The sequence below is a fragment of the Granulicatella seriolae genome (assembly GCF_024543085.1).
GTDB classification, from domain to species: domain Bacteria; phylum Bacillota; class Bacilli; order Lactobacillales; family Aerococcaceae; genus Granulicatella; species Granulicatella seriolae.
This window is the reverse complement of the sequence record NZ_JANHNZ010000013.1, coordinates 1-24,141: the sequence shown is the minus strand read 5'-3', so window position 1 is coordinate 24,141 and position 24,141 is coordinate 1. Positions and strand designations below refer to the sequence as shown.

Genomic DNA, 24,141 nt, shown 5'->3' with positions numbered 1-24,141 from the left:
CTTCTTAGGATTCTTGGGATTGGTTGATCGTCATTTTTAGATATCCAAGTTTTCAACGTACTTGGCGTTGGCTTCGATAAACTCTCTACGAGGCTCTACTCGGTCACCCATTAGCATATCCAAAACTTGGTCAGCTTCCGCTGCATCGGTCACAGAAACTTGCAACATGCTGCGGTTTTCTGGGTTCATGGTCGTATCCCACAATTGTGTTGCATCCATTTCACCAAGACCTTTGTAGCGAGAAATGGTTGGTTTTGGACTAGCTGGTAATTGCGCCAATTTTTCTTCTAATTCTGCTGCGGTTTGGATATAGTACTCGTTTTTACCTTGCTTTACCTTATACAAAGGTGGTTGAGCGATGTAAATATAGCCAGCTTCTACGGCAGGTCTCATGTAGCGATAGAAGAGGGTGATGAGCAAGGTTCTGATATGAGCGCCATCAACATCGGCATCAGTCATGATGACTAACTTATGGTAGCGGGCTTTGGAAATGTCAAAGTCGCCACCGAATCCGGTTCCCATAGCGGTAAAGAGCGAACGAATTTCTTCGTTGGCTAGAATTTTATCTAAGGTCGCTTTTTCAACGTTTAGAATCTTCCCACGGATTGGCAAGATGGCTTGAAAATGGCGAGAACGTCCTTGTTTAGCGGACCCTCCAGCTGAATCTCCTTCGACGATATAGAGTTCAGAGATGGTTGGGTCATTACTAGAACAATCGGCTAATTTCCCCGGTAAATTGGAGATTTCTAGACCTGATTTTTTACGGGTTACTTCGCGGGCACGTTTAGCGGCTAGTCTGGCTTTCGAAGCTAAGATTCCTTTTTCAACAATCCGTCTAGCTACTTGAGGGTTTTCCATGAGGAATTTGTCGAAATGAGTGGAGAAAACACGGTCTGTAATGGTACGTGCTTCTGAATTTCCTAGTTTTGTTTTGGTTTGTCCTTCGAATTGAGGGTCTGGGTGTTTAATGGATACGACTAGGGTCAAGCCTTCACGAACGTCTTCACCAGTTAGGTTCTCTTCGTTTTCTTTTAATAGTCGTTGTTTTTTAGCGTAATCATTGATTACCCGAGTCAAGGCAGTTTTGATCCCAGATTCATGGGTACCACCTTCATAGGTATGAATATTATTGGTAAAACTCAAAAGATTGGTGTGGTAACCATTGGTATATTGCATGGCTACTTCCACTTGGATAGCGTCTTGTTCGCCCTCCACATAGATTGGTTCCTCAAAAAGCACTTGTTTGGTGTGGTTTAGGTGAGAAACGTAACTCTTAATCCCACCTTCATACATAAACTTGCGCACGACTGGCTCTTCAGGACGGCTATCCGTGATGGTCAATGTTAAGCCCTTATTTAAGAAGGCTAATTCTCGTACACGAGTAGATAGCTTTTCAAAATCAAATTCTTGGGTTTCGGTAAAAATTTCATGATCCGGTGTAAAGAGGACTCGTGTTCCACTTTTTTCAGTGCTACCAATAATCTTCAAGTCTTCTACCACGGCACCTCTTTGGAAGGATTGTTGGTAAATGTTGCCATTTTTAAAGACTTGGACGCTTAAATCAGTGGATAGGGCATTAACGACAGAGGCACCAACACCGTGAAGACCGCCGGAAACCTTGTAGCCGCCGCCGCCGAATTTTCCGCCGGCATGTAGGACGGTGAAGACAGTTTCCACGGCTGGACGACCAGTTTTTTCTTGGATATCAACTGGAATTCCACGGCCGTTATCGGTCACTTGAATGCTGTTGCCTGGTTTAATTTCAATTTCAATATGAGTGGCATATCCTCCTAGGGCCTCATCGATTGAGTTATCCACAATTTCCCATACCAAATGGTGCAAACCTGCGCTGCTGGTGGAGCCGATATACATACCAGGACGTTTTCGAACCGCCTCTAGTCCTTCTAAAACTTGTATTTGACTGGCATCGTATTCTTGAACAAGTTCTAGTTTTTCATTATTTTCTGACATTCTACTTTTCACACTCCTATTTTTACTGGGGTTACGTTGGGTCTATGATATTTCCTTGATGAATATGGAAAATGGTAGGTGGGTTAATAAATTGTTGCTGAATCCCATCTAGGCTGGTCGTGGTTAGAAAGGTCTGAACCTTATTTTCAATAGCCTTGATCAAATGGGTTTGGCGTTCATCGTCTAATTCTGACAAGACATCGTCTAGGAGCAAAATAGGATATTCGCCGATAATCAATTTCATCAGCTCAATTTCAGCTAGTTTTAAGCTTAAAACCGTTGACCGCTGTTGTCCTTGTGAACCGTAAACTTGTACGTCCTTGCCATTTAGAAAAAAATTCATATCATCTCGGTGCGGTCCGATGAGCGTTGAGCTTTGTTCAATCTCCCGTTTTTGGATTTTTTGGAATTGCTGCATGAGGAGTTCGTAGATTTCTTCGACGGTCATGCTGGCATCCAATTCCAAAGTGGACTGATAGGTGATGGTTAAGGATTCTCTGCCATGGGAGAGCTGTTGATGAATGGGCTGTGCCAATGCTTCCACTTGCTGGATAAAAGACAGGCGATAGGACAAAATAGTAGCAGCTATACTAGCCAGCTGCTCGGTTAGGACTTCCAGATAGATTAGATCCGAAGCCTTTTTATAATAAAGTTGTTTTAAATAACTATTGCGCTGCTTGACCACTCGCTGGTAATCAACCAATTCGTGCAAGTAGACCGGATTCATCTGGCCCAGTTCCATGTCGATGAATTTTCGTCGGATGGCAGGTGACCCTTTGACTAGAAATAAGTCCTCTGGGGCAAACAAGATGACATTGAGCTGACCTAGATAGGTGCTCAATTTTTTTTGTTCCAAATGGTTAACTTTAGCCATCTTACCCTTACGAGTAAAACGCAGCTCAAGAGGGAAGTTAGAGGTTTTCTTTTCTACCAAACCCTTGATGGTGGCCTGCTCTTGGTCCCAGCCAATCAATTCTCTGTCGTTGCCGGCTCTGTGACTTTTAGTCATGGCCAACACGTAGATAGCTTCCATCAGATTGGTTTTTCCCTGAGCATTTTCTCCTAGGAAAATTTGTACCCCGTCACCAAACTCTAAGGCTACATGTTGGTAATTCCGATAATTCTCTAATTCTAATTGCCTTAGTTTCATGAGCTTGAGTCGTTGGCTTTCTTTGAATCTGGCTCTGAAGCAGGGTCAGACTCCTTACCAGCAAGGGATTGGACGATATAGTTACCTTGGCCGGGAACTTCTATACGACTACCATGGTAAAGTTTTTTTCCACGACGGTTTTCTAACTCGTCGTCCACATAGACCACGTATTCTTGCAGAAACCACTTGGCCTGGCCACCTGTCGAGATTAAGTCGACATGTTTGAGGAACTTTCCTAAGGTAATGTATTCCTCTTCGATTTGGATTATCTCTTTCAATCTATCCCTCTTTTCTTGCGAGTCTTTGTCATGGAGAATTATTGGTTGTTTTCAAAGTCTATTATACTATTCTATTGACCGACATGCAATTTTATCAGCCAAAAAATGACAAATAAGCCCATTTTATACAAATAGGCAAAAAAGTCATTTTAGCGTAAAGTTTAATTTTAAAGGTATTTTTTGAGTTTCTCGCTGTAGTAGGGGGAAATTTAATCCGTGCCGGTGGTGAAAATGGTGGGTGGTAACTGATAGATTTCTGGGGAACTATTTTATGATTTAGAATGCTTTTATTATATTACAGATTTTTTCCCAGCACCTCGTTAAGTAGCCAAATCAGATATTTTTCTCATAATTGGAACAATGTTGAGTCATTTTACTCACAAATCACAAAAGAGTGACTCGATTTCCACAAAACAAAAAGAACCCCATAGTCTCCAAAGAGCTATGGGGTTCATATTTCAATACCATTTATCAAGCAAAGGTACGAACTGGGGTTATCAGTTGGACGAAGCTATTATCGATAGATGATAGAGGATCTTTTGGTTCCAATTTAAATGGTCGGATAACAGAGTTGAAAGTGATTACGATTTCTGAGTGGCCAAAAGTTCTTAGGGCATCTTTCAAGTAATCTGGGTTGAAGGAGATTTCCATTGGGCTACCTTCTGTGGATTCGTAACTCAACTCTTCTTCAACAGTTCCAATCTCTGGTGATTGACTGGTTAAGCGAACGGAATCGCTGCTTAAAGTAATTTTAGCAACCTTGCTGCTGTTGGCATTGGACATTAGTGAGGCACGTTCAGCCGCATTCAACAATTCGTTGGCTTGAATAACCAGTTGTGTGGTGTTTTCCACAACAATCAAACGCTCCACATCTGGGTAGCGTCCATCTAGTAAGCGAGAAAAGAATGATAAGTGCTCTGTTTGGAAGAGAGCCAAGTTTTCCTTGATAGACAACTCAATCGTTTCAAGACCTTCGATAATCCGTGACAATTCAATCAAGGTTTTTCTTGGAATAGTGAATTCATATTCCAAACTATTTTCCAAAGCATCAATCTGCAAAGGAATAATGCGTTGACTCAAGCGATGTGAGTCGGTTGCTACAGCTTTTAAGAGATTATCCTTCAATACAAAATGGATTCCGGACAAGATTGGCCGCGATTCTTCAACCGAAGCAGAAATAATCGTTTGTTGAATCATTTGACGCAAGAGAGGCACTGGCAAAACGATGACTTGGTCCGAATCAATCTCTGGAAGATGTGGGTATTCATAAACATCAATCCCGTTCAAGGTGAAAGAGGCAGACCCAGAAGAAATAGTAGCTTGAAAATGGTCATTGACCTCAATGGTTACCGTATCAGAAGGCAACTTTTTAATAATTTCTCCAAAAAAGCGTGACGGCAAGACAACAGCGCCAGTTTTTTGAATGATCAACTGACTTTCTTCCTCATCCGTGGAAATGGTGCTTTCGATGGTTAGTTCTGAATCACTACCAGTTAAGATTAAAGCATCATTGGTAACAACTAATTTGATCCCAGTTAAAATGGGAATAGTTGTTTTACTAGCAACAGCTCGTTGAACATCATTTAAGCTTTTGATAAAGGCTTGGCGATGGATAGAAAATTTCATAGGGTGATTTCCTCCTTTGGAATGACAAATGACGATGATATATTTCATTTAATTAATAATAAAAAATAGTAACAGTAGTAGGGCCTGTGCATTCTGTGGAAAACAGAGCTAACGCTTAGGCAGACTTGTTTTCATAGACTGGAAAAGTCTGTGCATAAGTGTTAACTTTTTATAGGACTTATCCACAGCTTAATGACTTAATTTTTTGATCAAAGCCTGGGTCGCGTCAAGGATTGCTTGGTCCTCCTTGATGGATTCGGCAATCTTATCGTAAGCATGAATCACAGTTGAGTGATCCTTACCACCGAATTCAAAACCAATTTTTGGTAGAGAAACATTGGTCAGCTCACGTGATAGGTACATGGCAATCTGACGTGGCTCAACGATTTGCTTGGTTCTCTTTTTGCCCTTCAAATCTTCAATAGTGATGCCATAATGTTTGGCAACTTCCTGCTGGATATCATAGATCGAAATAATGCGCGCTTTATTATTTGGCAAGTAAGATTTTAAAGCATCTGCTGCTAAATTAGTCGAAATATCTTCTCCTTGTGTGACCGAATAAGCCTGAACACGTACCAAGGCACCTTCCAATTCTCGTACGTTGGAATCGATTTGGCCGGCAATGTAGGACAAGGTTTCGCTGGTAATATCAATGCCAATGGCTTCAGCCTTTTTGGACAAAATGGCAATCCGTGTTTCCAAATCAGGTGGGGTAATGTCCACCGGTAAGCCAGAGACGAAACGAGAAACCAAGCGCTCTTGCAAGGATTTAATCTCAGTTGGCTGCCGGTCACTGGTTAAAACAATTTGCTTTCCATTCAAATATAGCTCGTTAAAGGTGTGGAAAAATTCTTCCTGAGTAGCCTCCTTATTGGCAAAGAATTGAATGTCATCCACCAACAAGAGGTCAACTTTCCGATATTTTTCCCGTAACTCCTCTTGAGAATTATTGGAAATGGACTTGATGAGGTCATTGGTAAAGGTTTCGCTGGTTACATACTGAACTCGTGCCTGTGGATTCAACGCTTTGTAGTGGTTCCCAATTGCCTGCATCAGATGAGTCTTGCCCAGTCCAACGCCACCATAAAAGAAGAGCGGATTGTAGACTACGCCAGGTGTTTCAGAAACGACCAAGGCTGCAGCATGCGCCATTTGGCTGCCTTTTCCGATGATAAAGGTATCAAAGGTGTATTTTGGATTTAACTTAGAATCGTCTTCGGAACTTCTGCTTGGTGTGGAAGAAATATTTTGCTCTGAATAGGCATTTGGTCTAGATGACGTGTTTGGTGTTTCTTGACCATAGTTGTAAGGAGCATGGGTTTCTGCCGTTCCTTGTCCATGAATGTAAAAGACTAGACTAAGTGGCGAGCGCAGATAGGCATAAGTGATAGGGATAATATCAGAAACTAATTGCTCCTCCCAATAGGTCTTATGGAGTTCAGTTGGTACTTCAATAGACAACTCATTGTTTTGCAATTGCAAGGGGATGACGTTGCTAACCCAGTATTTATAGGAAGTTTGTGCCATAGTCTGTTCAAAATGTTCTGTAATCTTGCTCCAAAGAGTCTGTAATTCATTCATACGATTCACCTCCTATTAATAATATGGTAGTAAAACTATTCTCTAACAGATATTGCATTCTATTTATTCTAGCATTCTTATAGAAAGTTTTCCACAAAATTTCAATCAAGAAAGCGGTTTGTCATTGAAATGTGATAACTTATCCACACAATAGAACAAGTTTATCCACAATTTGATGGAAACCGTGGATAAGTCAAAAGCAATCCACAAACTTATCCACAAAAATAAGTCGATAAGAAGGGCTTAAAAGTCTCTTTCCACTTGTTTTCATAAAACTTATCCACATAGTTGCAAAGCTATAAACAGGTATAATTAACAAGTTGTGTTTCAGTTGAAAAGTTGTGAATTTCCTGTGCATAGTAGTCCAGCTAAAAAAGCTTAAACACAGGCATGTGGATAAGTTTTCGAGTTGGAGGCAAAAAGTTAGTAAAAAAATATTTTTCTAACCCACAAACTAGTTTCCAAAAAATGTATCAGAAATGAGAATGGTGGCACCGCCGTGAGCCTTGGTCTCACGGCTTAGCTGTCTACGTATCTGTAATTCGGCTAAAGCCGAAACAGCTACTGTGCGTCAGCTATGCTGATTCACCATTATTTCTGATACATTTTTTGGAAACTAGTTTGTTCTGTTGTTGCAAGGACTTATTATTTAGCTCCCAACATTTATGTTTTACACCGTTATTTCTGGTAAGGTTTTCGCAAAACTCTTTTGTTTAAATAGGAACAGGAACTTTTTGCCCAGCCCCAACAACTACTGTGTGTCAGCTATGCTATTCACCCTTTTTTTTGATACCATATGTGGAAACTTTTTGTTTAAATTCCAAACTATATTTTGTTCACTGTTTCAGCTGAGATTATGAGAAAAGTAGGCTTAATTTAATTTGTCTTCGTAAATTATTCAACGTTTAATAGAGAAGGTCTTTCTAAAAATTCATTTTTGGAATAGGGTAAGGAGTTAGCATTATTACAAAACAAACTAATTTCCGAGAAATATATCCGAAATAACGGTGTAAAGCATAGTTGGCGCACTGTAGCTGTTTCGGCTTTAGCCGAATTACAGATACGTAGACAGCTAAACCGTGAGACCGAGGCTCACGGTGGTGCCACCGTTTCGATTTCTGATATATTTCTCGGAAACTAGTTTGTGGGTTAGAAGCAGAATTTATTTGTTTGAAATTGAGTAATAGGTCCTAAATAAAACAAATATTTAAGTCACGGAAGAGTTTTCAGATAAGTGGTCCGAAATAACGGTGTAAAGCATAGTTGGCGCACAGTGGATGTTCGGCTTCAGCCGATTACAGCCACGTAGACAGCTAAGCTGGAAGACCTTGGCTTACAGCGGTGCCACCGTTCTCATTTCTGATCACTTATCTGGAAACTGTGTAGTGAAAGTAAGAAAAACACTCATTTTTTGAAAATATATCAAAAAAGCATTTTTTTTACTTTATATTTGTGCTATTATAGGCAAGTGGTAGATACAGCACGATTTTAATCTTGACAAGTCGTATTGTTTTCCATATAATATACGAGACTGTCTGATAGATAGAGATAGATGAAAGATGGAGGTGCAAGAGATATGAAAAGAACATACCAACCTAAAAAACGTAAACGTCAAAAAGTTCATGGATTCCGTAAACGTATGAGCACAAAAAATGGCCGTAGAGTTATTGCAAGCAGACGCCGCAAAGGCAGAAAAGTATTATCAGCCTAGATCACTGACCGTCTCAGTGGTCTTTTTTTTTCAAAAAAATCTAGCAAACGACAAGTAACTTGGACATGTTTGCTAGTAAAAACAGCTTTCTCTTCTATCATAACTATAGTAGAATAAGGAAGTAGTTAAAAATGAAGTTTAGTAATGGATTAGGTGACCCCAACGATGAAGAAGTCCTATAGAGTTAAACGAGAAAAAGATTTCCAATTAGTCTTCCGGCAGGGACACTCAACGGCTAACCGCCAGTTTGTGGTCTATGTCTATCCTAAAGCACAGCAAAAACACTTTCGAGTGGGCTTGTCAGTAGGAAAAAAACTTGGAAATGCTGTCAAACGGAATTTTATTAAGCGACGCATTCGTCAATCTCTCTTTGAGTTGAAGGCTCATCTTAGTCCGGAAGTTGATTTTGTAATTATTGCCCGCAAACCAGTGGCAGAGATGTCCTTTCATGACATCAAAAAAAGTTTGGTCCATGTTTTAAAATTGGCAAAATTATTACCAAAAGAATTTGAAATTGAATAGAAAGTAGGGTTTTCATTGAAAAATAAGAAGCGTACTAAGCTGACATTGCTCATTGCAAGTTTATCCTTGTTCTTAGCAGCGTGTTCTACCTCACCAATCACAGAAGCCAGCACAGGTTTCTGGGACAAAGGCATTATTTATAATTTTTCTCAATTTATTGTTTGGTTATCAGAAATTTTTGGTAGTTCTTATGGTATGGGGATTATCATCTTTACCATTATCACCAGAATCGTCATGTTACCGCTTATGTATTTCCAATACAAAACAACTCGTGCAACCGCCATTTTACAACCAAAAATTAAGCAGTTGCGTGAGCAATATAGCTCTAGGGACCGTGAAACTCAAGCTAGATTGCAAGAGGAAATCAATGCTCTTTACCAACGAGAAGGCGTTAATCAATATGCAGGTTGCTTGCCTTTATTGGTGCAAATGCCCGTCATGATCGCCTTGTACCAAGCTATCAGCCGTACAGAAGTCTTAAAAACTGGAACTTTCTTATGGTTGCACTTAGGTTCTCCAGATCCATATTTTGTATTGCCATTCTTAGCAGCTGTCTTTACTTTCCTGACTAGCTGGTTGACCATGAAAATGCAAGATACTGGTGGTGCAGGTAAGTTGATGCTTTACTTTATGCCAGCCATGATTTTCTTTATTTCTCTCTCCTTACCTAGTGCCTTGGCGCTTTACTGGGTAGTCGGAAATATCTTCTCTGCTGCACAAACACTGTTAATGAACAATCCATTTAAATTCCAAGCAGAACAAGAAGCATTGGCTGAAGCAGAACGTCAACGCAAGAGAGCGCTGGAAAAAGCTCGTCAGCCGAGAAAGAAACGCAATAAACGCTAGGATTAGGTACTTGGCTAAGATTTCGTTATAATTAGCCTAAAGAACAACCATATGGTATGGAATATGGTCATTTGAAAGGATGAATAGGATGTCGAACTTAATTAGGATTAGTGATACGACTGTGGATAAGGCCATTCAAAAAGGCTTGAATCAGTTGAATGCACAAGCAAATGAAGTGGATATTACAGTTATTTCGGATGCAAAAAAGGGAATTTTTGGTTTTTGGAAGAAGAATGCGGTGGTTGAGCTGCGTTTGAAAGAAGACTTGCCTATCGAAGAAGCTAGCGACTTAACCATGGAAGTCACGCAAGACGCCGTTGACCAGATTGTTGCTGCTGCCGAAGAAAGCCAAGAGCTTGACCTTGAAGAAGAAATCGTTGAACTAGACGAGGAAGAAGAGGACGAGGAAGACACCGATCACGAACGTCCAGCAGAAATTTCTGGTGGCTACCAAGAAGCACTTCTTGTTACTAGCCGTTACTTGGAAGATATTGCTAATGTTTACGGGGCTCCTGCTACAGTAACTATTGAAGAAGAAAAAGGTAGCGTAGTTTTCAGACTCGAAAGCGACAAACCAGGCTTACTGATCGGAAAACATGGTAAAATCGTTAACTCACTACAAAGTTTGACGCAAGTATTGGTTCAACGTTATGTTCGTGGACGGATTTCAGTCTTAGTTGACGTGGGTGACTACCGTCAACGCAGAAGCGATATTCTAAAAGATATTGCCAACCGTACTGCCAGCAAAGTACTAAGAACCAAACAACCTGTTTTCTTAGAACCACTACCAGCCTATGAACGCAAACAAATTCACGCACACCTTAGTCAAAACAAACGCATTTCAACCCATTCAGAAGGAAAAGAACCTCACCGTTATTTGGTGGTTGAGATTGCAGAATAAATTTATGACACCAGCTAATCGGTTGATTGGTTGGTGTTTTTTTGTTGGAAAAAATAAATAACGCTTACATTCTTGCAAACTTATATGGCAACAATCTCTACTGATATATTTTTTTAATCAACTATATAATGAAATCATCGGAGGTGAAGAAATGAGGGAGCGAACAATTCAGATCATCAAGTTTTTTATTAATCATCAAGATGAAATCACTTTTGAATTGCTATCCAAAGAGTTTCAAGTCAGTAGTCGAACACTTAGAAATGAAGTCAACGAAATAAACACGTTCCTACAACAACAAGACCTTGAGCCAATCAAAACTATCCGAGGTAAGGGATTAAGGTTAGTGGTTAATAAGAAACAAAAAGAAGAATTATTAACCACTATTGAAAATCTAAGAGATTCAATCTATTTAACACCAGAAGAAAGACAATTTGATCTTATTTTAGCTAGTGGTCTTGGTCAAAAGCCAATGTATGTATATGAAAAAGAAATAGAATATCAGGTTTCAAAAAGTACCATGGATGATGATATGAGACGTGTCCGTTATCTATTGAGACAATACAATATTGATGTTGTTTCTATTCCAAAACAAGGCATTGTTTTAAGTGGCGTAGAACGAACCGTTAGAACAATGCTGTATGACATTATTGTAAAATTTCTTGGTGTTACCGATTATCAACTGGATGAAGTTGATGAAAGTATTTTTGACAAAATTTTATTTACTTATATGCCACGACAAACCTTTTACCAATTAGACATGATTTACGATCAAATGATTTCTTCCAGAGAAGAGAATGTTTATCGCAAGCAAATACTATTATTTACATCAATTTGGATAAGTCGTTTAAGTTTAGGAAATACAATAGCCAATACGTTATCAGATGATGCCATGATAAATGAATCAGAAATGCTTCATTTTGTAGATAAAGTGATCTTAGATTTCAATCTAGACTGTTCTCAAAATGAAAGAAAATATTTATCGTTCATATTAGAAAGCTTCAATAAAAAGGATATGACAAACTCCATTGAATGGGTTCAGGCTCAGTTATTAACCCTTCAACTTATCCAACATGTTGAGAAGGAAACAAAAATTCCTTTTAGTCGTAGGGAAGAACTTCTTTATGAAGGATTATATAAACACCTAACAGGCTTACTGCACCGAATGAAAACCAATGTTCAAGTTATCAATCCACTCAAGGACAACATTGCTAGTAATTACCCAGAAATCTATGACTCAGTTGTCAGGTTTGCACCAGCAATTGAAGAAGTGGCCAGACAAAAAATAACATTGGATGAAATTGCCTTTTTAACCATATATTTTTCCACTTCCGAAAGTCGTATCAATCAAGAATTAGAATATATCTACAAGATTGCAGTCATTTGCAATCATGGAACAGCTACTGCTCATTTATTGGCAGAAAACTTAAAAGAGTTGTTCAATATTGAAGTCATTGCAGTGCTGAGTTCAAGGGAATTATCAGTACTAAAAAAATTAGATGTCGATCTAGTATTTTCTACTGTTCGATTGGAAGAAGTTATATTACCGACCTTATTATTAAATCCTATCTTACTTGAACAAGATAAAATCCGTATCAATCAGTATTTAACGGAACACCGACATCTACGAAGAGTGATTAATAAACCCAGAAATGGAACAAACTTACTATTTTCAATATTGACTATTATCGAACAGAGTGGTGGTCAAGTAAGCGGGGATATTTACCAAAAAGTTGTCCAAACGTTTACAAATCACCAGCTCAAAATTAATCAAGAGGAGATACAGCCTATGCTAGAAGATGTATTAAGTGAATCAGGAATACGTTTAAATGTTCCTGCTACTAATTGGGAGGAGGCAATCGAAGAAGTCGCTAAGCCGTTAGTAACATCACAAGTTATTGAACCACGATACATTACTGCCATGATCGATTCTGTAAAAGAATATGGCCCTTATATCGTAATAGGAAAACACTTGGCATTAGCCCATGCTAGACCAGAGGAGGGAGTGAATAAATTAGGAGTAAGTGTGTTGACATTGAAAGAACCAATCGAATTTGGTCATGATGGAAATGACCCAGTAAAAATTATCTTTTGTCTAGCAGCAGTCGATAGCTATTCTCATTTGAATATTATGAAGAACTTGATTGAGCTCATTCATGATGAGGAAAAAGTGCAAAAATTGACAGAAGCAACTAGTAAAGAAGAGTTTCAAAAGATTTTGTACCAAATGTAAGAAGGCACATCTCAAATTGGAGGTGATTGTTGCAAGACACTCAAAGAGTGAAAAAAAGGAAAAGAGGAAAAGTAATGAAGAATATAACAATATTATTTGTCTGTGGTGCTGGCTTAGGAAGTAGCTTTGCTGCACAAATGTCAACGGAAGATGTGTTAAACAAACTAGGGGTAGATGCTAATCTAGAACATACAGATATCTCATCAGCAGTATCGATGAAAGCTGATTTGATTATTACTGCAGAAAATTTTCGTTCACAATTTGAAAAATATTCAATCGATGAATCGAAAACAAAGCTTGTCTATTTGAAAAATATTGTGTCAAAAGTAGAAATTGAAGAAAAAATTACACCAATTCTAAAAGAAATGGAAATTATCTAAACATTTGGAGGGGTAAGGAAATGGATATTATTAATTTTATTATCGATAACATTTTAACAGAAGCTTCAATCACCATTAGTTTAATTGCATTACTCGGTTTGGCACTTCAGAAAAAATCCTTTGGCCAGATTATTACGGGTACGTTTAAAACCTTACTTGGATTTCAGGTATTAAGTGCTGGTTCAGGAATTATTGTCGGAAGTCTAATCTATTTTGGTCAGATTTTTACAGAAGGTTTCGCTATGCAAGGGATTATTCCTTCTATAGAAGCTATTAATGGTCAAGCAATGAACCAGCTTGGTCTAGGGAGTGATATTGCCTTAACCTTCCTGGCTATCTTCATCTTTAATATTATCATTGCACGATTTACAAAATGGAAATACATCTTCCTAACTGGTCAAGCAATCTTATGGATGGCAACCATGACAACAGTTTTTGGCTATTTTGCAGGTCTACGTGGTTTCGTCTTAATCTTAGTCGGTGGTTTTGTTGGTGGGGTATTTGCAGTAGCTATGCCGGCAATTGCTCAACCTATTATTCGAAAAGTTACTGGTTCAAATGATATTGCCTTAGGACATTTTTGTACCATTGGTTATATGTTTGAAGCGGGTGTCGCTTATATTTTTGGAGAAAAAGGTGAAAACAAAAAGTCTATTGAAGATATTAAATTACCAAAAGCCTTTGAATTCTTACAAGATACCTACTTGTCACTGATGGTGGTTATGGTTCCGCTCTTTGTGATTACAGCGGCTATTGCTGGATCTGAGTTTGGCTCAACCTTATCTGGTTCACAAAACTATTTGATGTTTGCTTTTATCCAATCTATTCAATTTGTGGTTGGGGTTTATGTCTTACTCGCTGGGGTTCGTTTATTACTAGCTGAGATTGTTCCAGCATTTAGAGGAATTGCTATGAAGATTGTTCCAAACGCTATTCCTGCTTTGGATTGCCCAGTATTTTTCCCCTATAGTCCTAATGCAGTCATCTTAGGATTTATTACAACAACAATTGGTTCTATCATTGCCATGTTTGTCCTACCAGTATTTGGACTAGCAATGATCTTACCTGGTATGCTAACCAACTTCTTTGCAGGAGGAACAGCTGGAATTTTCGGGAATCAAGTTGGTGGTAGACGTGGTGCTATTATTGGTGGTATTGCACATGGATTCTTCATTACCTTATTGCCAGCCTTGTTGGTAACTATATTTAACAGTATGGGCTTTATCAATGCAACAGCCACAGACGTTGATACTGTTGTTGCTGCCTTACTATATGCATGGTTCTTAAGTCCACTTCTAAAAGCATTCTAATCTTGTAAGGAGGTACTTACATGTTTGATTTTTTCAAAAAGAAAGATAAGAAGCCAGAACCAATTCCAGAAAAAAAGGAATTAAGTGAAGTAGAAAAGCTAGAACGACAAGAATTGATTGCAAAAAAAGAAGAAGAGTTGACTCGCTTAGAAAAAAGCTCGGATAATATAGAGTTGGCTAAACTCTATGAGGAAATTGGAGTTCTTCAAGCTGATTTAGATGCAAATCTAGCTATCACAACTTTAGAAAAAAGCTTCTCATATAAGCCATCAATTGGTGATGGCTTCAAAACCTTAATGTCTCTCTACAATCAAAAGCGGTCAGAGGCTGCCTACAAAGGTGATGGTGATGGCATTGAAAAATGGATGAATAAAATGGATGAATTAAGACAGATAGCTAGAAATAACACTATTAGCAATTAAATTCAAATTAAAGGGAGCCTGACCATGTATACAACATTAAAAGAAGTAACAAACCAAGCAGAAAAACTGAATTTTACGGTAGGAGCATTTAATGCCCATAATCTTGAAATGCTACCGGAGATGATTCGTGGGGCTAAGGAATTAGGAGCACCAATTATTATTCAAACCAGTGTAGATACAGCAAAATATATTGGAATGGGTGTTTTGGTAGCCGTTGTTGAAGAAATAGCCAACACAGAAATGGTTGATGTCGTTTTACATTTAGACCATGCTAGAGATTTTGATGATATCAAAGAGGCTATCGATAGTGGTTATACGTCAGTCATGTATGATGGTTCTCATTTACCATTTAAGGAAAACATCATGAAAACTCAGGCAGTTGTTAAATACGCTCATGAACATGGTGTTAGTGTAGAAGGTGAGTTGGGAACAATTGGTGGAACTGAGGAAGGCATTCATGTGGAAGAAAATGACAAAGTGTACACCAAACCTTCAGATGCCGTTGACTTTGTAGAGGCTACAGGTGTTGATGCATTAGCAATTGCTATCGGTACTAATCACGGACAATTCAAAAGTAAAACTGAAGTCAATATTCCTTTGCTCAAAGAAATTGACAGCGTAGTAGATATACCCTTAGTTATTCATGGCGGTACAGGTGTAAAAGAAGAAGATTACGTTGAACTCATCAATAATGGCATTAGAAAATTTAATGTCGGCACAGAATTACTTGTTAATTGGACTCAGTCTGCCAAAGATTCTTTCGGTGAAACAACTGTCAACAAATCACTCCGTCATAACGTAATTCCAGCCAATTTAAAAGTCAAAGAGATTGTCCAACATAAAATTAAACTCTTCATGAACTTAGACAGCCCAACAAATCTAGGAAAATAAGATGAAACGAACACTTATGTTATTAGCAGGACCACCAGCCACTGGAAAATCCTACCTTATCACTAAAATGAGACAAGTCATTTCGGATTTTTTTCTAATCACCCCAGATGAAATTAAGGAAATGTATGCTGATAAAGTAGGTTTCAACTCGCTGAAAGAAAAAGCCATTCTTGAACAAGACGTGTGGAAATTCTACTATTCCATTTTGGAACAGTATATGTCTGCTGGGAAAAAAGTTATTGTTTCAGAATATCCATTTAGTGATAAACAACGAAGTAGGTTGGAAGACCTATCAGCAAGTTATGGGTATCAAGTAATAACTATTCGGTTAGTAGCCAAATTTGATGTGTTATGGGAACGGAGAAAAGTTAGAGATGTTGAAATGACACGGCACCTAAGCCATGTGATGAGTCACTACCATGATGGAGATAGTTTACTTGATAGAAGCCAAGCAGATGATCTGATCAATAAAGAAGAATTTGCAAACATAATTGCAGATAGGAAATACAATGACTTTAGTTTAGGTAAACTGATAGAAGTTGATGTCACTGATTTTTCTCAAGTGAACTATGAGCAGTTGCTAAAAGAAATTGATCAGGAGTTATAGGATAGAAAAAAGAGTTGGGTAAAGGTATTTGAGTCTCCAACTCATCTATTGAAAATTAAGACGAAGGAGCGTAGTAAGCTTAGTAGTCAGTTATTTTCAATGGATGAGCTGGAGATTTTTTAAATATTTATGTAGTGAAATGAAGGTTTATTCCAAAAATAATTTTTTATAGAATCTTTGATTTCCGGCTGATTGAGTAGCGGCTCTTCCAATCATCCCCAAAAATGAAAACACCTTACAATTGAAAATAAAATCATTTAACATGTAAGGAAAACTTTCATAAAAATTCTTAGGTTTTAGCTTGCATTCTCGTGTTTGTTTCGTATAATGAGGGTAGTAAAAAAACTTGTCTATACAAGTTAAAAAAGGAGGATATATGATGGCAGATTTTAACAAAGATGCAAAAGATCTTTTGCAGCACATCGGTGGGACGGACAATATCGCGGCAGTTAGTCACTGTGCAACGCGGATGAGATTCGTTTTGAACGACCCAGCCAAGGCTGATGTGGAAGCAATCGAAAAAATCCCTGCAGTTAAGGGGACGTTTACTCAAGCAGGTCAATTCCAAGTCATTGTTGGGAATGATGTGCCCGTTTTCTACAACGAATTTACAAAAGTATCAGGTAAGTCAGGTGTATCAAAGGATGCAGTTAAAGACGCAGCTAAGCAAAACCAAAATCCCTTGCAAAGAGCCATGTCTGTTCTAGCAGAAATTTTTGCGCCAATTATTCCAGCTATTATTGTCGGAGGGTTAATTTTAGGGTTTAGAAATATTTTAGATAGTATCCCATTCGAATTTCTTGGTGGAAAAACTATTGTTCAAAGTTCCGTTTTCTGGAACGGGGTCAATGACTTCCTTTGGTTACCGGGTGAGGCAATCTTCCACTTCCTACCTGTAGGAATTACTTGGAGTGTGACCAGACGTATGGGGACAACGCAAATTCTAGGGATTATTCTAGGGATTTGTTTGGTATCACCTCAATTATTGAACGCTTATGGCTATGCTGAAGCTCTACAAACAGGTACCATTCCATTCTGGGATTTTGAATTCTTCCAAATCAACAAGATTGGTTACCAAGCTCAAGTGTTGCCAGCTATGTTTGCCGGTTTCACCCTTTCCTATCTAGAAATTTGGCTCCGTAAATGGATTCCAAATGCCATTTCCATGATTTTTGTTCCGTTCTTTGCTTTGATACCAACTGTTATTCTAGCACATACTGTTTTAGGACCAATTGGTTGGCAAATTGGTCAATGGATTTCAGCTGTCGTATTCTGGGGCTTAACTGGACCGATTAAAGTTATTTTTGGTGCTATCTTTGGTGCTCTTTATGCACCACTTGTTATTACTGGATTACATCACATGACCAATGCAATCGACTTACAATTAGCTGCCGATTTTGGTGGAACACAATTGTGGCCTATGATTGCCTTGTCTAATATCGCTCAAGGTTCTGCTGTTGCGGCTATTTGGTGGTTGCACCGTGGCAATGAAGAGGAAGAACAAGTCTCTGTGCCAGCTGCTATTTCAGCTTATCTTGGTGTAACAGAGCCTGCTTTGTTTGGGATTAACTTGAAGTATGTATATCCATTTATCGCTGGTATGATTGGTTCTTCTATTGCTGGTTTCGTGTCTACCTTAACAGGTGTTACAGCTAACAATATCGGTATCGGTGGTATTCCTGGTTTCATCGTAATCCAACCACAATCCATGGTCTTCTTCTTGATCTGTATGGGGATTGCTATCGTTGTACCGATTGTTTTAACCATCATTTTCGAGAAAAACAATATTTTCACTGGTAAAAAAGCCTAATAAAAAAGAGCACCGTTCTTGTGACGAGTGCTCTTATCTTATATAAAAATCTAGGAGGATGAACAAATGGCATCGTTTAAAGATAAGGTTATCTATCAACTCTATCCAAAATCGTTCAAAGATTCGAATGGGGATGGGATTGGGGACATCAGAGGGATTATCGAAAAAATTCCGTATCTCAAAGAGTTAGGCGTGGATATGGTATGGCTGAATCCTTTTTATATCTCTCCGCAAAAGGATAATGGCTATGATATTACTGATTATATGTCGATTGACCCAATGTTTGGGACTATGGAAGATTTTGAGGAATTAGTGGCTGTGGCAAAAGAAGCAGGAATTGATTTTATGTTGGACATGGTTTTTAACCATACGTCTATCACCCATGAATGGTTCCAACAAGCTCTTGCTGGTGACAAAAAATACCAAGACTACTATATTATTCGTGACGCTAAAGAAGATGGCTCGCTGCCAACCAATTGGGAATCCAAATTTGGTGGGGAAGCTTGGGCACCATTTGGCGATACGGGGCGCTATTATTTGCACCTCTATGATGTGACACAAGCTGACTTGGATTGGAGAAATCCTAATTTGCGAGAGGAATTGGCGAAAGTGGTCAACTTCTGGCTGGAAAAAGGGGTTAAGGGCTTCCGTTTTGACGTTTTGAACGTGATTGGGAAGGATCCTATTTTGGTGGATTCTACTGGTGGACCGCAGCAAGAAAAGTCTCTTTACACGGACAAACCGATTGTTCATGACTACATTCAGATGATTAACCGCGCTAGTTTTGGCGCTCAAAAAGATATTATCACGGTCGGCGAAATGTCGTCTACCACGGTCGATAGCGGCGTTAAGTACACCAACCCAGACCGTGACGAGCTGTCCATGATTTTCAGCTTCCACCATTTGAAAGTGGATTACAAAGACGGTGAAAAATGGTCCAAGATGCCATTTGACTTTATTGAATTGAAACGGATTTTGAACGAATGGCAAACGGGCATGTCTGATGGGGATGGCTGGAATGCACTTTTCTGGAACAACCACGACCAACCTCGTGCCAACTCACGCTTTGGCGACCCAGAAAACTATCCTTTTGAGTCGGCTTCCATGATGGCGCAAACCATTCATATGCTGCGCGGCACACCCTATATTTACCAAGGGGAAGAGATTGGCATGACCAACCCTAACTTTGACGACATTGATGCCTATGTGGACATTGAAACCCATAATGCCTATAAATTGTTGCGGGAACAAGGTGTGGATCACGATACGGCTATGTCCTACATCAAGGACAAGTCTCGTGACAACAGCAGAACACCAATGCAGTGGGATGACTCAACTCATGCTGGCTTTACGACTGGTCAACCTTGGTTGGCAGTGGCAGACAATTATCCGACTATTAATGTAGAGCAGGAGTTGGCTCACGGCAAGTTGTTTAGCTATTACCAAGAGCTGATTAAGGCTCGCAAGGCTTATCCGATTATCTCAGAAGGAACCTATCGTGGCATTCAGTTGGACCACCCGTCTATCTATGCTTACGCGCGGGAATTGGACGGCAAGACTTTGCTAGTGCTTAACCATTTTTACGACGGAGCAGCTGAGATTGACGTGACAGATGAAGGCTTTGACTGGTCTAAAGCTCAAGTCATCTTGGGCAACTATGACGGATTTGTTGTAGGCGACCAAATGACTTTGAGGCCTTACGAGACAGTTGCCGTGTTGATCGGGTAAGGAAAATCGGAGCTAAGTGATCAGGCTTGTTTTTCACCTATAAGCTTGAATTATGAGAAAAGTTAACTAGATTAGCTCTCTAACGAGGAATAAAACATGTTTATTCCTCGTTAGACACCAGTTTAAGACCTCATTTCTCATAATTCCTCAAAAATCAGCTCATTTTTGTATTAAATCACTAGAAATCGCTCGAATTATGAGAAAATCTAATGAATTTAGCTGTCTAACGAGGAATAAAGTATGTTTATTCCTCGTTAGACATCGGTTTAAGACCTCATTTCTCATAATACCTCAAAAATCAGTTCATTTTTGTATTAAATCACTAGAAATCGCTCGAATTATGAGAAAAGCTAATGAATTTAGCTCTCTAACGAGGAATAAAGTATGTTTATTCCTCGTTAGGCATCAGTTTTAGACTTTTTTCTCATAAATCTTCAAAAATCAGTTCATTTTTATCTTAAATCACTAGAAATCGCTCGAATTATGAGAAAACCTAACAAATCTAGCTCTTTAACGAGGAATAAAACATATTTATTCCTCGTTAAAGCTCAATTTTAGAATGTTTTCTCATAATTCATAAATAGTTTCAATCGGACGATAAGGAAAACCTTCTGGTATTGACTAAGAGCCAGGCAATATCTCCAAACAAAAAAGAGCCTCTAACTTATCTACAAAATAAGTTAGAGGCTCAAATATCTTGAGCAGAAAAAACTCTTTGCCCAAGTCTTCTTTAATTAAGATTAATGTTCTTCCAAGTCTGCTTCAGCTCTGGTTTTGTGAACAGTACCAAATGCATGGTCAGCAGGAGAATAAATAGAGTAAAGTTTCAATGGAACGTCACCAATGTTGGTTAGGTTGTGGAATTTTCCAGCTGGCACGATGACGGCATAGTCTGCATGTGCTTCTTCTTTGAAAGTCAGATTATCTTCAGCATCACCCATTTGCACGAGGGCATGGCCTTCTTCGATACGCAAGAATTGGTCAATATTGTGGTGAGCTTCTAAGCCGATGTCGCCGCCAACTTCGATGGTCATAAGCGTCACTTGGCTTTGAGGGCCAGTCCAAAGAGTTGTTCTAAAGTTGTCATTTTGCAAAGTTGCTTCCTCAATGTTAATCACAAGAGGCTTTGGTCCAAAATCTTTCAATTCCATAATTACACACTCCTTTTCTATACCTTAAGTATAGGGATAATAAATGATGGTGTCAAATAATAATTATTACAATCTGAGAATCTTTTGTATTTATGAAAAGTTTTTAATGATTAAAAATAGCTTTCCCAGTCACAAGAGAGAGTCACCAGTTTAGGGCTCGGAAATTGCGGTGTAAAGCACACCGGGCGCACAGTAGCTGTTTTGGCTTTAGCCAAATTACAGATACGTAGACAGGTGAGCTCTGAGACCACGGCTCAGAGCGGTGCCACCGGTTTGATTTCCGAGTCCTAAACTGGAGACTCGAGGTACGAAGCACCATTTTCCACGAGAACTTGTGCTTCCTGTAAGAATTCATAAACTGCTTTACAAAGTGGATTGTGGTCAGGTAAACTTTGTATAGAAAATACGAAGAGGTGTTGTGCTATGGGGATTCGTTTTGACAAAGATGAGTTGAATAAAAAAGAAAAATTGGAAATTCCGAATGAATTGAAGGACGAGTTATTGGATGATGCCTACGACTTGGATAGTTTTGGCGATAGTTTTATTATGATGCCAAAATTGGACGAAGACTTGCGTGACAAGGCTCGGATTGAGCAGAATATTAAAAAAGAGTGGTTAGAGGAGTTTCCTAAACCAGACTCAGACGATACAAAATAAGCTAAAGGATAGGAGAGCCTATGAATAAATTTTATGAGATTTATCTCGATATTAAGGAAAAAATTGAATCAGGCTTCTATCCTGCGGGACAAAGTTTGCCCAGTGAACACCAAATGTCGCAAGACTACGGCGTATCCAGAGAAACCTTGCGTAAAGCTTTATTGACCTTGTTGGAAAATGGCTATATTCAAAAGCAACAAGGAAAAGGCTCCATCGTACTGGATATTCACCGCTATAATTTTCCAGTATCAGGATTGACCAGCTTCAAAGAGCTACAAGAAAGCCAAGCCATTCATTCTGAAACCATCGTCGTCGTCAACAAAAAAATCCCGGCGCCAAAATTTTTGGTCGATGCCGGACTACTAGATGCAGACGAAATGGTCATTTACCTTATCCGGCAACGCTTAGTCGATGATGAAGTCATCATTTTGGACAAAGATTACATTCGTTGTTCTATTATTGAAGACTTGCCGACCCCGAAAATGGAAAATTCTCTCTACGATTACATCGAACACGACCTGGGAATGCAGATAGCTTACGCTAAAAAAGAGTTCACGGTCGATAGGGTGACCAAAGAGGATAAAAAATATATGGATCTAAATAGCGATACACACGTGGTTGTCGTCAGAAGTGACGTCTTCCTAGAAGACACCAGATTCTTCCAATACACAGAAAGCCGCCACCGTTTGGACAGGTTTAAGTTTGTAGAGTTTGCTAGGAGAAATAAGGTGTGAGAAAAAAATGTAAATTAATTGGTTTCCGGGGATAAGAGAAGATCTTGTCTCCGGAAAAGCCTTTAATTAGTAAAGTTTTCTCATAAAACAGCCAATTAATAAGGAATTATGAGAATTTTCTACCAACTTAAATGGATTACTGGGAGTAGAGTATTTCTACTCCCAGTAAAATGCTCAAATCAGAAAGGCTTTCTCATAATTCAACCGATAATCCTGTTATATTAGCAATAAAACTAAAAAACAATACGAATTATGAGAAAAGTACTTCAAATCTAGTCGTTTACTGGGAGTAGAGTATCTCTATTCCCAGTAAAATGCTCAAATCAGAAGGTTTTTCTCATAATTCAACCGATAATCCCACTATATTAGCAATAAAACTAAAAAACAGTATGAATTATGAGAAAACTGCTTAAAATCTAGTTGTTTACTGGGAGTAGAGCACTTCTATTCCCAGTAAAATGTTCAAATCAGAAGAATTTTCTCATAATTCAACCAATAATCCCGCTATATTAGAAATAAAACCAAAAATTAGTACGAATTATGAGAAAAGTACTTCAAATCTAGTTATCTGGGACTGGGCAATAAGTCCCTATTACAATAAAACAAAAGAGTTTCCGACAACTGTATCAAAAATCGAAATGGTGGCACCGCCGTGAGCCTTGGTCTCAAGGTCTTAGCTGTCTACGTATTTGTAAGGGGCTGGGCAAAAAGTCCAAATGGTAACCAAATAAAAGAGTTCCCCAGAAATTTATCCGTACAGAACGGTGTAAAGCATAGCTGACGCACAGTGGATGTTTCGGCTTCAGCCGATTTACAGCCACGTAGACAGCTAAGCCGAAAGACCAAGGCTTTCGGCGGTGCCACCGTTCCCATTTCGGATAAATTTCTGGGGAACTCTTTTATGATTTAGAAATTTTTCGCAAATTTTATAATCAACTTAGCCACCCAGACAATAAAAAAGCATCATAGTGAAAAATCAAGTATTATTAGGGTTACTATACCAAACTAATAATAAGGAGATTTTCACTATGACTTATCAAAATTCTACCACACTTCGCAAGAAAGGTCAGCACTTAACGGAGCTTGAACGAGGAAAAATTGCTGCTTGGCATCTAGACGGTATTTCAAACCGACAAATCGCTAAACGAATCGGCGTGGCGCCACAGACCATTCATAATGAAATCAAGCGTGGAGAATTAACACAAGTCAAGAAAATAAATGGGAAGAGTCATTATATATCCAAGTACAATGCGGAATATGCACAAAACCGATATACACTGAAACGCAGAAACTGCCATCGAAAAGAGAAGTTTCCCCAGGTTCGAGCTTTCTTGGCTTATTTTATTGAACAATTCAAAACCAGTGGTTTTTCTCCAGATGCAGTAGTGGGTCATGTTCATCGGCAACTCTTGTTCTCCTCTGATGAAATGGTCTGCACGACCACACTGTATAAGTATATTGATGCTCAACGGTTAGAGGTTAGAAACATTGATTTAGAGATGAAAACAAAAGGACGTCCAAGAAAGAAACGGGCACCTAGAAATCGGAAATCTCTTGGAAAAAGTATAGAAGAAAGACCGGCAATAGTGGATTGTCGTGAAGAATTTGGACACTTTGAGATTGATACCGTTATTG

Annotated in this window: 21 protein-coding genes; 15 read left to right on the top strand and 6 right to left on the bottom strand. The window is 38.8% G+C overall.

The window, feature by feature from the left end:
- Positions 1-36 precede the first annotated feature (36 nt).
- From gyrB to dnaA, 5 genes are all read right to left on the bottom strand, one after another.
- On the bottom strand, positions 37-1,971 hold the full coding sequence (gyrB, locus tag NPA36_RS09450; protein ID WP_256945879.1) for a DNA topoisomerase (ATP-hydrolyzing) subunit B: 1,935 nt from the start codon (positions 1,969-1,971) through the stop codon (positions 37-39).
- Between the two features lie 31 nt (positions 1,972-2,002).
- The gene (recF, locus tag NPA36_RS09445) at positions 2,003-3,121 is read right to left on the bottom strand and encodes a DNA replication/repair protein RecF (RefSeq protein WP_256945878.1); all 1,119 of its coding nucleotides are present in this window, start codon (positions 3,119-3,121) and stop codon (positions 2,003-2,005) included.
- On the bottom strand, positions 3,118-3,399 hold the full coding sequence (gene yaaA, locus NPA36_RS09440; RefSeq protein WP_256945877.1) for a S4 domain-containing protein YaaA: 282 nt from the start codon (positions 3,397-3,399) through the stop codon (positions 3,118-3,120). The genes recF and yaaA overlap by 4 nt, the downstream gene beginning before the upstream one ends.
- Before the next feature lie 471 nt (positions 3,400-3,870).
- Positions 3,871-5,025: a DNA polymerase III subunit beta gene (dnaN, locus tag NPA36_RS09435; protein WP_256945876.1), complete on the bottom strand. Its 1,155-nt coding sequence runs from the start codon at positions 5,023-5,025 to the stop codon at positions 3,871-3,873.
- A 189-nt stretch (positions 5,026-5,214) separates the two neighbouring features.
- Positions 5,215-6,606 (bottom strand): chromosomal replication initiator protein DnaA, encoded by a 1,392-nt coding sequence (gene dnaA / locus NPA36_RS09430; RefSeq protein ID WP_256945875.1) that lies wholly within the window; start codon positions 6,604-6,606, stop codon positions 5,215-5,217.
- A 1,576-nt stretch (positions 6,607-8,182) separates the two neighbouring features.
- On the opposite strand from dnaA, the gene rpmH reads away from it, so the two are divergent.
- The 12 genes from rpmH to treC all read left to right on the top strand — a co-directional run bounded on the left by rpmH (position 8,183) and on the right by treC (position 19,964).
- Entirely contained in the window at positions 8,183-8,317 is a 135-nt protein-coding gene (gene rpmH, locus NPA36_RS09425) for a 50S ribosomal protein L34 (RefSeq protein ID WP_256945874.1), read from the top strand.
- A gap of 165 nt (positions 8,318-8,482) precedes the next feature.
- Complete coding sequence (rnpA, locus tag NPA36_RS09420; protein ID WP_256945873.1) at positions 8,483-8,839, top strand: ribonuclease P protein component; 357 nt, start codon at positions 8,483-8,485, stop codon at positions 8,837-8,839.
- Between the two features lie 15 nt (positions 8,840-8,854).
- Complete coding sequence (gene yidC / locus NPA36_RS09415; RefSeq protein ID WP_256945872.1) at positions 8,855-9,685, top strand: membrane protein insertase YidC; 831 nt, start codon at positions 8,855-8,857, stop codon at positions 9,683-9,685.
- Between the two features lie 88 nt (positions 9,686-9,773).
- Entirely contained in the window at positions 9,774-10,586 is an 813-nt protein-coding gene (gene jag, locus NPA36_RS09410) for an RNA-binding cell elongation regulator Jag/EloR (RefSeq protein WP_256945871.1), read from the top strand.
- A 151-nt stretch (positions 10,587-10,737) separates the two neighbouring features.
- Complete coding sequence (locus NPA36_RS09405) at positions 10,738-12,816, top strand: BglG family transcription antiterminator (protein ID WP_328516873.1); 2,079 nt, start codon at positions 10,738-10,740, stop codon at positions 12,814-12,816.
- A gap of 74 nt (positions 12,817-12,890) precedes the next feature.
- A complete protein-coding gene (locus tag NPA36_RS09400) occupies positions 12,891-13,196 on the top strand; it encodes a PTS sugar transporter subunit IIB (RefSeq protein WP_256945870.1) in 306 nt (101 codons plus the stop codon).
- A gap of 20 nt (positions 13,197-13,216) precedes the next feature.
- On the top strand, positions 13,217-14,506 hold the full coding sequence (locus NPA36_RS09395) for a PTS sugar transporter subunit IIC (protein ID WP_256945869.1): 1,290 nt from the start codon (positions 13,217-13,219) through the stop codon (positions 14,504-14,506).
- Positions 14,507-14,526: 20 nt separating this feature from the next.
- On the top strand, positions 14,527-14,928 hold the full coding sequence (locus NPA36_RS09390; RefSeq protein WP_256945868.1) for a tetratricopeptide repeat protein: 402 nt from the start codon (positions 14,527-14,529) through the stop codon (positions 14,926-14,928).
- 24 nt (positions 14,929-14,952) lie between these two features.
- Entirely contained in the window at positions 14,953-15,819 is an 867-nt protein-coding gene (locus tag NPA36_RS09385) for a class II fructose-bisphosphate aldolase (protein WP_256945867.1), read from the top strand.
- A 1-nt stretch (position 15,820) separates the two neighbouring features.
- The gene (locus NPA36_RS09380) at positions 15,821-16,426 is read left to right on the top strand and encodes an ATP-binding protein (protein WP_256945866.1); all 606 of its coding nucleotides are present in this window, start codon (positions 15,821-15,823) and stop codon (positions 16,424-16,426) included.
- Positions 16,427-16,805: 379 nt separating this feature from the next.
- On the top strand, positions 16,806-18,236 hold the full coding sequence (gene treP / locus NPA36_RS09375) for a PTS system trehalose-specific EIIBC component (protein WP_256945865.1): 1,431 nt from the start codon (positions 16,806-16,808) through the stop codon (positions 18,234-18,236).
- Positions 18,237-18,302: 66 nt separating this feature from the next.
- Entirely contained in the window at positions 18,303-19,964 is a 1,662-nt protein-coding gene (gene treC / locus NPA36_RS09370) for an alpha,alpha-phosphotrehalase (RefSeq protein ID WP_256945864.1), read from the top strand.
- A 740-nt stretch (positions 19,965-20,704) separates the two neighbouring features.
- On the opposite strand, the gene NPA36_RS09365 is transcribed toward treC, so the two are convergent.
- Positions 20,705-21,115 (bottom strand): cupin domain-containing protein, encoded by a 411-nt coding sequence (locus tag NPA36_RS09365; RefSeq protein WP_256945863.1) that lies wholly within the window; start codon positions 21,113-21,115, stop codon positions 20,705-20,707.
- 423 nt (positions 21,116-21,538) lie between these two features.
- Here NPA36_RS09365 and NPA36_RS09360 point away from each other — a divergent pair, with 423 nt between their 5' ends.
- The 3 genes from NPA36_RS09360 to NPA36_RS09350 form a co-directional block, all read left to right on the top strand.
- Complete coding sequence (locus NPA36_RS09360) at positions 21,539-21,772, top strand: hypothetical protein (protein ID WP_256945862.1); 234 nt, start codon at positions 21,539-21,541, stop codon at positions 21,770-21,772.
- A 20-nt stretch (positions 21,773-21,792) separates the two neighbouring features.
- The gene (gene treR / locus NPA36_RS09355; protein ID WP_256945861.1) at positions 21,793-22,506 is read left to right on the top strand and encodes a trehalose operon repressor; all 714 of its coding nucleotides are present in this window, start codon (positions 21,793-21,795) and stop codon (positions 22,504-22,506) included.
- Between the two features lie 1,028 nt (positions 22,507-23,534).
- Positions 23,535-24,141, top strand: a 607-nt coding sequence (locus tag NPA36_RS09350) for an IS30 family transposase (protein WP_256945860.1), incomplete at its 3' end; no start/stop codon positions are given.

Bases quoted from the DNA above. Each gene is read 5' to 3' on its own strand.
- gyrB (WP_256945879.1), bottom strand. From the start codon at position 1,971: ATGTCAGAAAATAATGAAAAACTAGAACTTGTTCAAGAATACGATGCC.
- recF (WP_256945878.1), bottom strand. From the start codon at position 3,121: ATGAAACTAAGGCAATTAGAATTAGAGAATTATCGGAATTACCAACAT.
- dnaN (WP_256945876.1), bottom strand. From the start codon at position 5,025: ATGAAATTTTCTATCCATCGCCAAGCCTTTATCAAAAGCTTAAATGAT.
- dnaA (WP_256945875.1), bottom strand. From the start codon at position 6,606: ATGAATGAATTACAGACTCTTTGGAGCAAGATTACAGAACATTTTGAA.
- rpmH (WP_256945874.1), top strand. From the start codon at position 8,183: ATGAAAAGAACATACCAACCTAAAAAACGTAAACGTCAAAAAGTTCAT.
- rnpA (WP_256945873.1), top strand. From the start codon at position 8,483: ATGAAGAAGTCCTATAGAGTTAAACGAGAAAAAGATTTCCAATTAGTC.
- jag (WP_256945871.1), top strand. From the start codon at position 9,774: ATGTCGAACTTAATTAGGATTAGTGATACGACTGTGGATAAGGCCATT.
- NPA36_RS09405 (WP_328516873.1), top strand. From the start codon at position 10,738: ATGAGGGAGCGAACAATTCAGATCATCAAGTTTTTTATTAATCATCAA.
- NPA36_RS09400 (WP_256945870.1), top strand. From the start codon at position 12,891: ATGAAGAATATAACAATATTATTTGTCTGTGGTGCTGGCTTAGGAAGT.
- NPA36_RS09395 (WP_256945869.1), top strand. From the start codon at position 13,217: ATGGATATTATTAATTTTATTATCGATAACATTTTAACAGAAGCTTCA.
- NPA36_RS09390 (WP_256945868.1), top strand. From the start codon at position 14,527: ATGTTTGATTTTTTCAAAAAGAAAGATAAGAAGCCAGAACCAATTCCA.
- NPA36_RS09385 (WP_256945867.1), top strand. From the start codon at position 14,953: ATGTATACAACATTAAAAGAAGTAACAAACCAAGCAGAAAAACTGAAT.
- NPA36_RS09380 (WP_256945866.1), top strand. From the start codon at position 15,821: ATGAAACGAACACTTATGTTATTAGCAGGACCACCAGCCACTGGAAAA.
- treP (WP_256945865.1), top strand. From the start codon at position 16,806: ATGGCAGATTTTAACAAAGATGCAAAAGATCTTTTGCAGCACATCGGT.
- treC (WP_256945864.1), top strand. From the start codon at position 18,303: ATGGCATCGTTTAAAGATAAGGTTATCTATCAACTCTATCCAAAATCG.
- NPA36_RS09365 (WP_256945863.1), bottom strand. From the start codon at position 21,115: ATGGAATTGAAAGATTTTGGACCAAAGCCTCTTGTGATTAACATTGAG.
- NPA36_RS09360 (WP_256945862.1), top strand. From the start codon at position 21,539: ATGGGGATTCGTTTTGACAAAGATGAGTTGAATAAAAAAGAAAAATTG.
- treR (WP_256945861.1), top strand. From the start codon at position 21,793: ATGAATAAATTTTATGAGATTTATCTCGATATTAAGGAAAAAATTGAA.